We start from the raw sequence: 6709 nt of genomic DNA on the forward strand, positions 1-6709 counted from the left end.
CGTCACCGCACCCAACAGCCCCGCGCAGCGGCAACGCCCGCCGCAGGCGCAACGCCGAGGGCACCGCGCAAGCGTGCAACAAACGGCGAGCAACACCCACGGCGGGAAAGCCAAAAACGCACGCCGAACCGCCCAGCGCAGCGCACTGGCAAACTGGAACCATGCCCATTCACGAAAACCTCCTCGGGGGCCCGCCCCCGACCCATCTGCCCGACGATCCCGAGCCCCGCGAACTGCTCGCCGCGGGCACGGCACCGTCCGATGTCGCCGCGAAGTACCCGACCTCGTCCCTGGCCTGGGCGCAGCTCGCGGACGACGCGTTCGAGGGAGGCCGGGTCGTCGAGTCGTACGCCTACGCCCGCACCGGCTACCACCGCGGTCTGGACGCGCTGCGCCGGGCCGGCTGGAAGGGCCACGGCCCGGTGCCGTTCGAGCACGAGCCCAACCGCGGCTTCCTCCGCGCGCTGCACGCCCTCGCCCGCGCCGCCCAGGCGATCGGCGAGCAGGAGGAGTACGAGCGCTGCTCGGCCTTCCTGCGGGACTCCTCGCCGACCGCGGCCGACACCCTGTCCTGACGGGCCGCCGACGGGCTCCTCCTGACGGGCCGCGGGCGCGTCCCGCGCCGGGGCCGTCCGCGCTTCCGCCGGGGAGCGCCCAGGTCAACGGGCCGGCCGCGATCGCGGCCGGCCCTTGCGCGGTTGCTGCCCAGCACCGATGATTTCAGTGGGCCGGGCCATCCCGCGCCCGAGGGGACCGGGGCTCCCGAGCCGACAAGGAAGGGGCGGACCGCTACCCGGTAGTTCGCACCTGAGGAGTCCCTCATGTCGCAGCCGTCTCCCACCGAACCCCCGGACCGCGTCTCTGCCGCGCCCGCCGGATGTCCCGTATCGGCCGGCACCGCCGAGCCGGACCCGCCGTTCGCCCCGGATCTGAGCATCGGCAGCAGCCGTACGACCCCGTACGAGGACTATGTCCAGGCGGGCGTCCTCACCCATCTACAGCACCCGCTCTCCGAGGACCCCGGCGAGATGGTCTTCCTGGTCACCACCCAGGTCATGGAGCTGTGGTTCACGGTCATCGTCCATGAGTGGCGCACCGCCGCCGAGGCGCTGCGGCGTGACGATCTGCCGGTGGCCATGGCGGCGCTGCGCCGCTCCGGGTACGAGCTGGAGGCGCTGAACGCCGCCTGGAAGCCGCTGGCCCGGCTGACCCCGGCGCAGTTCAACGCCTACCGCAGCGCGCTGGGTGAGGGCTCCGGCTTCCAGTCGGCGATGTACCGGCGGATGGAGTTCCTGCTGGGGGAGAAGTCCGCGTCGATGCTGGTGCCGCACCGGGGCGCGCCGCGGGAGCACGCCGAGCTGGCGAAGGCCCTCCAGGAGCCGAGCCTGTGGGACGAGGTGCTGCGGATGCTCGCCCGGCGCGGCTGGGCGGTCCCCGAGGCCGTGCTGGAGCGGGATCCGGCGCTGCGGTACGAACCGGATCCGGCCGTCGAGGCCGTCTGGGCCGAGATCTACGCCGGTTCGCAGGAGTCCGAGCTGGTCCGGCTCGGCGAGGTGTTGACCGATGTCGGTGAGTTGGTCCTGCGCTGGCGCAACGACCATCTGATCGCGACGTGGCGGGCGATGGGAGCGAAAATGGGTACCGGCGGTTCCGCGGGGGTGGCCTGGCTGGAGAAGCGGGCCCGCAAGAACGTCTTCCCCGAGCTGTGGACGGCGCGAAGCCATGTCTGAGACCCCCGAATCCAAGACCCGCGAACTCCCCGGGACCAGCGGCCGCACCGAGCCCTCCGGGGGCCGTGAACAGGCCGTGCGTGCCGCGGAGTTGGACGCCGCCGATCCGCTCGCCGCGGTCCGCGAACGCTTCGTCCTGGACCCCGCGCCCGATCACGCGTCCGGCGACGCGGACGTCTATCTGGACGGCAACTCCCTCGGGGTGCTGCCCCGCGGGGTCTCCGACCGGATAGCCGATGTCATCACCCGTGAATGGGGCCAACTGCGGATCCGTTCCTGGAGCGAATCCGGGTGGTGGACCGCGCCCGAGCGGATCGGCGACAAGATCGCCCCGCTGATCGGGGCGGGCCCGGGCCGGGTGGTGGTCGGCGACTCGACCAGCGTCAACATCTTCAAGGCCGTGATCGGCGGCGTCCGGATGGCCGGCAAGGGCTGCACGGAGATCCTCGTCGATGCCACGACGTTCCCGACCGACGGCTATATCGCCCGCTCCGCGGCCCGGATGACCGGTCTCGCGGTGCGCCCGGTCGAGCCCGCGCGGATCGCCGACGAGGTCACCGAGCGGACCGCGCTGGCGCTGGTCAACCATGTCGACTACCGCACCGGCCGGCTCAACGACCTGCCCGGCATCACCCGCGCGCTGCACTCCGCGGGCGCGCTCGCCGTCTGGGACCTGTGCCACAGCGCCGGTGCGCTGCCGGTCGGACTCGACGCGCACCATGTCGATCTCGCCGTCGGCTGTACGTACAAGTACCTCAACGGCGGCCCGGGTGCGCCCGCGTATCTCTACATCCGCGAGAGCCTCCAGGAGCGGTTCGAATCGCCGCTGCCGGGCTGGAACTCGCATGCCGAGCCGTTCGCCATGGACCCCTCCTACGAACCGGCCGGCGGCATTCTGCGCGGCCGGGTCGGCACCCCCGACATCCTCTCGCTGCTCGCCCTGGAGGCGGCGCTGGAAGCCTGGGACGGGGTGGCCATCGAGGAGGTGCGCACCAAGAGCCTGGCGCTGACCGACTTCTTCCTGGAGTGTGTGGCGGCCTATGTGCCGCCGGGCCGGGTGCGTTCCCTCACCCCGTCCGACCATCAGTGGCGCGGCAGCCAGGTGTCGCTGGCGTGCTCTCCCCAGCTCGCCGCGGACCGGCAGGGCGGCACCCCGCTCGCGGGCGAGGTGATGGACGAGCTGATCCGGCGCGGGGTGGTCGGCGACTTTCGCCACCCCGATGTGCTGCGCTTCGGCTTCACCCCGCTCTACACCTCCTTCGCGGACGCGGAGCGGGCGGCCCGGGTGCTCGGTGAGGTGCTGGGGGCGCTGCCCGAGGTGGAGTCCGGGGCGGCCGGGTGACGGTGGCCGGCGAGGAACCGGCGCTGCTGGGGCTCGCCCCGGTGGCGCCGGACCGGACGGTGGCCTACGGGCCGCATCCGGACCAGCTCGTCGACGTCTACGCGCCGCGGGCGGCGGCCCGCGGCCCGCTGGTCGTCCTGCTGCACGGCGGGTTCTGGCGCGCGGCCTACGACCGCCGGCATCTCTCGCCGCTCGCCGCCGAGCTGGCCGGACACGGGATGCCGGTCGCGCTGGCCGAGTACCGCAGGGTCGGCGCGGGCGGCGGGGCGCCGCAGACGTTCGAGGACGTCACGGCGGCCGTCGCGGCCGCCCACGCCGCCCTGGCGCGGACCGCGGCGGATCCCGGCGTGGTCCTGGCCGGGCACTCGGCGGGCGGCCATCTCGCGCTGCTCGCCGCCGCCCGCCCGGGCACCCCGGTGACCCGCGTGGTCGCGGTCGCACCGGTCGCCGACCTCGCCCGCGCCCATGAGCTGGGCCTGAGCGACGGCGCGGTCGCCGAGCTGCTGGGCGACGCCCCCGGCCTCGCGGAACGCCTCGCCGCGGCCGACCCGGTGCGCCATCCGCCGCCGGGCATCCCGGTGACGATCCTGCACGGCACCGAGGACCCGGAGGTCCCGGTCGACCTCTCCCGCCGCTACGCCGCGCGGCACCCCGGCAGCACGGAGCTGCGCGAGCTGCCCGGCGTCGGCCACTACGCCCCCGTGACCCCCGGCAGCCCCAGCTGTCACACACTCATCCGTTGCGTGCACCGACCGTGTAGTACTTGAGGCGGACGCCGGCAGATCCCCACTGGTGAGGACGCCGCGGGGGCCCGGCGTTGCTTACCGTTGTCAGCGTGAACGAGACGACCCAGACGCAGGACACTCTGCACTCGGAGGCACGGATAGCCCACGGCGTCCTGCACCGGCTGCGCCAGGACCTGTTCGTCGACGCCTTCGCCTTCCGCCCGCTGCCGCCGCTGGAGGACGCCAAGATCTCCCGGTGGGTGCCGTGGCTGCCGGAGTCGCTGCGACGCTGGGCGCGCTGGCTGCCGCACGCGACCGTCGGCTTCTGCTCGGCGCTCGTCCTCCTGGCGAGCCTGGCCAGCTCCGGCCCCGGATCGCTGCGCGGCCTGCCGGCCGCCGGCTTCGCCCTGCTGGTCGCCGTGCCGCTGCTGCTGACTCTCTTCCGCCCGGTGGGTGCCTACTGGCTGTCGTTGGCCGGGTTCGTCGTCGGGGGGTTCGCCGGGGCGGCCGACCCGTTCAGCAACCTCTTCACGAACGAGGGCTTCACCACCCACGTCATGGTGATGGCCCTCGTGGTGCTGCGCACCCGGCCGCGCCTCGCCATGGAGATGTGGCTGGTCACCTTCGCCGTGGCGAGCCTGCTGACGCTGATCACCGGCACGGACCTGGATGATCTGCCGGTAGTGGCGGTCTTCTGCGGAGTGATTCTGATCTCCGCCGCCGCGGTCCGGGCCTGGCGCGAGGAGCGCCAACAGGTCGTCAGGACGCGGACCCTCACCGAGGAGGAGCGCTCGCGGCGCACGCTGCTGGAGGAGCGCGCCCTGATCGCCCGCGAGCTGCACGACGTGGTCGCCCACCACATGTCCGTCATCGCCATCCAGGCCGAGGCGGCTCCCTACCGCGTCAAGGACACCCCGCCCGAGCTGGCCACGTCCTTCGCCACGATCCGGGAGAACGCCGTCGCCGCGCTCGCCGAGCTGCGCCGCATCCTCGGCGTGGTGCGCTCCGCGGACCCGGACGCCTTCGCCGAGGCCGACCCGGAGGCCCCGCAGCCCAGCCTGAGCAGCCTTGACTCGCTGTTCGACAGCGTCCGCAGCGCCGGGCTGGTCGTCGAGGCCGTGGTGACCGGTTCGCCCCGGCCGCTGCCGCAGGGCGTCGAGCTGTCCGCGTACCGGATCGTGCAGGAGGGGCTGAGCAACGCGCTGCGGCACTCGCCGGGCGCCGATGCCCGGGTGGAGATCTCCTACGTACTGGGCGGATTGGGCGTGCGGATCGTCAACGGTGCGCCGAGCCGGCTGGCCAAGCCGTCGCCGGGGGCGGGGCACGGCGTGCTGGGCATGCGCGAGCGGGTACAAATGCTGGGCGGCGAGATGACGGCCGACCACACCGAGGACGGCGGCTTCGAGGTCGCGGCGTTCATCCCGGTGGCGAACACATCGGGCGAGAACAAGGCTGGGGGAGCGCGGGCATGATCCGGGTACTGATCGTCGACGACCAGGTGATGGTCCGGGAGGGCTTTTCGGTCCTGCTCAACGCCATGCCGGACATCGAGGTCGTCGGGGAGGCGGTCGACGGCCTGGAGGCGGTGCGCAAGGTCGCCGTCCTCAAGCCCGATGTCGTCCTGATGGACATCCGGATGCCGGAGATGAACGGCCTGGAGGCGACCCGCGAGATCGTGGCCGCCGACGAGGCCGCCAAGGTCCTCGTGCTGACCACCTTCGACCTGGACGAGTACGTCTACCAAGCGCTGCGTTCCGGGGCCAGCGGCTTCCTGCTCAAGGACGCCTCGGCCGGCCAGCTCGCCGAGGGCGTCCGCATCGTCGCCTCCGGAGAGGCGCTGCTCGCCCCGACCGTCACCAAGCGGCTGATCTCCGAGTTCTCCCGCCTCGGCACCCCCCGCGCCCCGGCCCAGGAGCGGGTCGCCGACCTCACGGAGCGCGAGACCGAGGTCCTGGTGCTGGTCGCCCAGGGCCTGTCGAACGGGGAGATCGCCGAGCATCTGGTGGTCGCCGAGTCCACGGTGAAGACGCATGTCAGCCGCATCCTGGTGAAGCTGGGGCTGCGCGACCGCACCCAGGCCGCGGTGTTCGCGTACGAGGCGCGGCTGGTGACGCCGGGCGGCTGAGGCCCCGGGCGGCGCGCGCGGGCCGCCGGCGGATCCGATCCACCGGCGGCCCTGGCATGCGGCCCCTAAGGCTGGGGGATCTCCCGCACCAGCTTCGAGCTCCAGGGGCACCAGACCAGTCCGGGCAGGAACGGGCCGCCGGCCTCGTCCAGATGGTCCTCGACATAGGGCGTGGTGGCGTCACAGACCTCGACGGCGAAGTCGAAGAAGTCGATGGTCTCCGGGCGGAGATGGAAGCTCCAGCGCCAGTTGTACGGGGCGGTGCGCTTGTCGATCCGGCCGATGACATGGGGCTCGGAGCTGGTGGCACCGCTCAGCAGATCCCGGGCGTGCTGGATCTTGCGCGGGTCGGTGATCTTGATGACGAATTCCGCGCGGGTGACATCGGTCATCACGAAGTAGGCCGCCGCGTCGGCGCCGGTGCGCCCGGCGTCGCGGGTCTGCTTTCCCTGGGCCGGTCCGGCCGCCGTGACGGCGAGCAGTGCCGCCGCCGCGAGAATGCCGAGCTTGGTGGTGATACGTCGCATGAACCCCTCCGGTGCCGCGGGTCGTGGTCACGACCGTGCGCACGGAAAGTAACGGTCCGGCTACCAAGTGCTCCAGAGTTACTGCGAGTTAACACACCGCCAGGTGAAATGGCGAACAGTGACTGGCGGTTGGTCACGGCATGTGCTGTATCCACAAGCTGTGGACGGCGCGGGGCGGGCCCGGCACCGCACGCGGTGGTGGGGGGGGGGGGGGGGGGGGGGGGGGGGGGGGGGGGGGGGGGGGGGGGGGGGGGGGGGGG

The 6709-nt window shown here is 72.9% G+C and carries 7 protein-coding genes; 6 read left to right on the top strand and 1 reads right to left on the bottom strand.

Features of this window, described 5'->3' with window-relative positions; translation table 11 throughout:
- The first annotated feature begins 161 nt into the window (after nt 1-161).
- The 6 genes from AC3EUV_RS38040 (at nt 162) to AC3EUV_RS38065 (ending at nt 5922) form a co-directional block, all read left to right on the top strand.
- Entirely contained in the window at nt 162-575 is a 414-nt protein-coding gene (locus tag AC3EUV_RS38040; RefSeq protein ID WP_432144351.1) for a DUF3151 domain-containing protein, read from the top strand.
- 246 nt (nt 576-821) lie between these two features.
- Nucleotides 822-1730, top strand: a complete 909-nt coding sequence (locus AC3EUV_RS38045) for a tryptophan 2,3-dioxygenase family protein (RefSeq protein ID WP_432144352.1) — start codon at nt 822-824, stop codon at nt 1728-1730.
- The gene (gene kynU, locus AC3EUV_RS38050; RefSeq protein ID WP_432144353.1) at nt 1723-3072 is read left to right on the top strand and encodes a kynureninase; all 1350 of its coding nucleotides are present in this window, start codon (nt 1723-1725) and stop codon (nt 3070-3072) included. The genes AC3EUV_RS38045 and kynU overlap by 8 nt, the downstream gene beginning before the upstream one ends.
- A complete protein-coding gene (locus AC3EUV_RS38055; RefSeq protein ID WP_432144354.1) occupies nt 3069-3839 on the top strand; it encodes an alpha/beta hydrolase family protein in 771 nt (256 codons plus the stop codon). Before kynU ends, AC3EUV_RS38055 begins: the two co-directional genes overlap by 4 nt.
- A 68-nt stretch (nt 3840-3907) precedes the next feature.
- The gene (locus AC3EUV_RS38060; protein ID WP_435604873.1) at nt 3908-5269 is read left to right on the top strand and encodes a sensor histidine kinase; all 1362 of its coding nucleotides are present in this window, start codon (nt 3908-3910) and stop codon (nt 5267-5269) included.
- Nucleotides 5266-5922 carry a response regulator gene (locus AC3EUV_RS38065; protein WP_432144356.1) on the top strand — a complete coding sequence of 219 codons (657 nt, stop codon included), beginning with the start codon at nt 5266-5268 and terminating at the stop codon, nt 5920-5922. The genes AC3EUV_RS38060 and AC3EUV_RS38065 overlap by 4 nt, the downstream gene beginning before the upstream one ends.
- 65 nt (nt 5923-5987) lie before the next feature.
- On the opposite strand, the gene AC3EUV_RS38070 is transcribed toward AC3EUV_RS38065, so the two are convergent.
- The gene (locus tag AC3EUV_RS38070; RefSeq protein WP_432144357.1) at nt 5988-6449 is read right to left on the bottom strand and encodes a BP74-related protein; all 462 of its coding nucleotides are present in this window, start codon (nt 6447-6449) and stop codon (nt 5988-5990) included.
- Nucleotides 6450-6709: the final 260 nt, after the last annotated feature.

The organism is Streptomyces sp. bgisy130 (genome assembly GCF_057708345.1).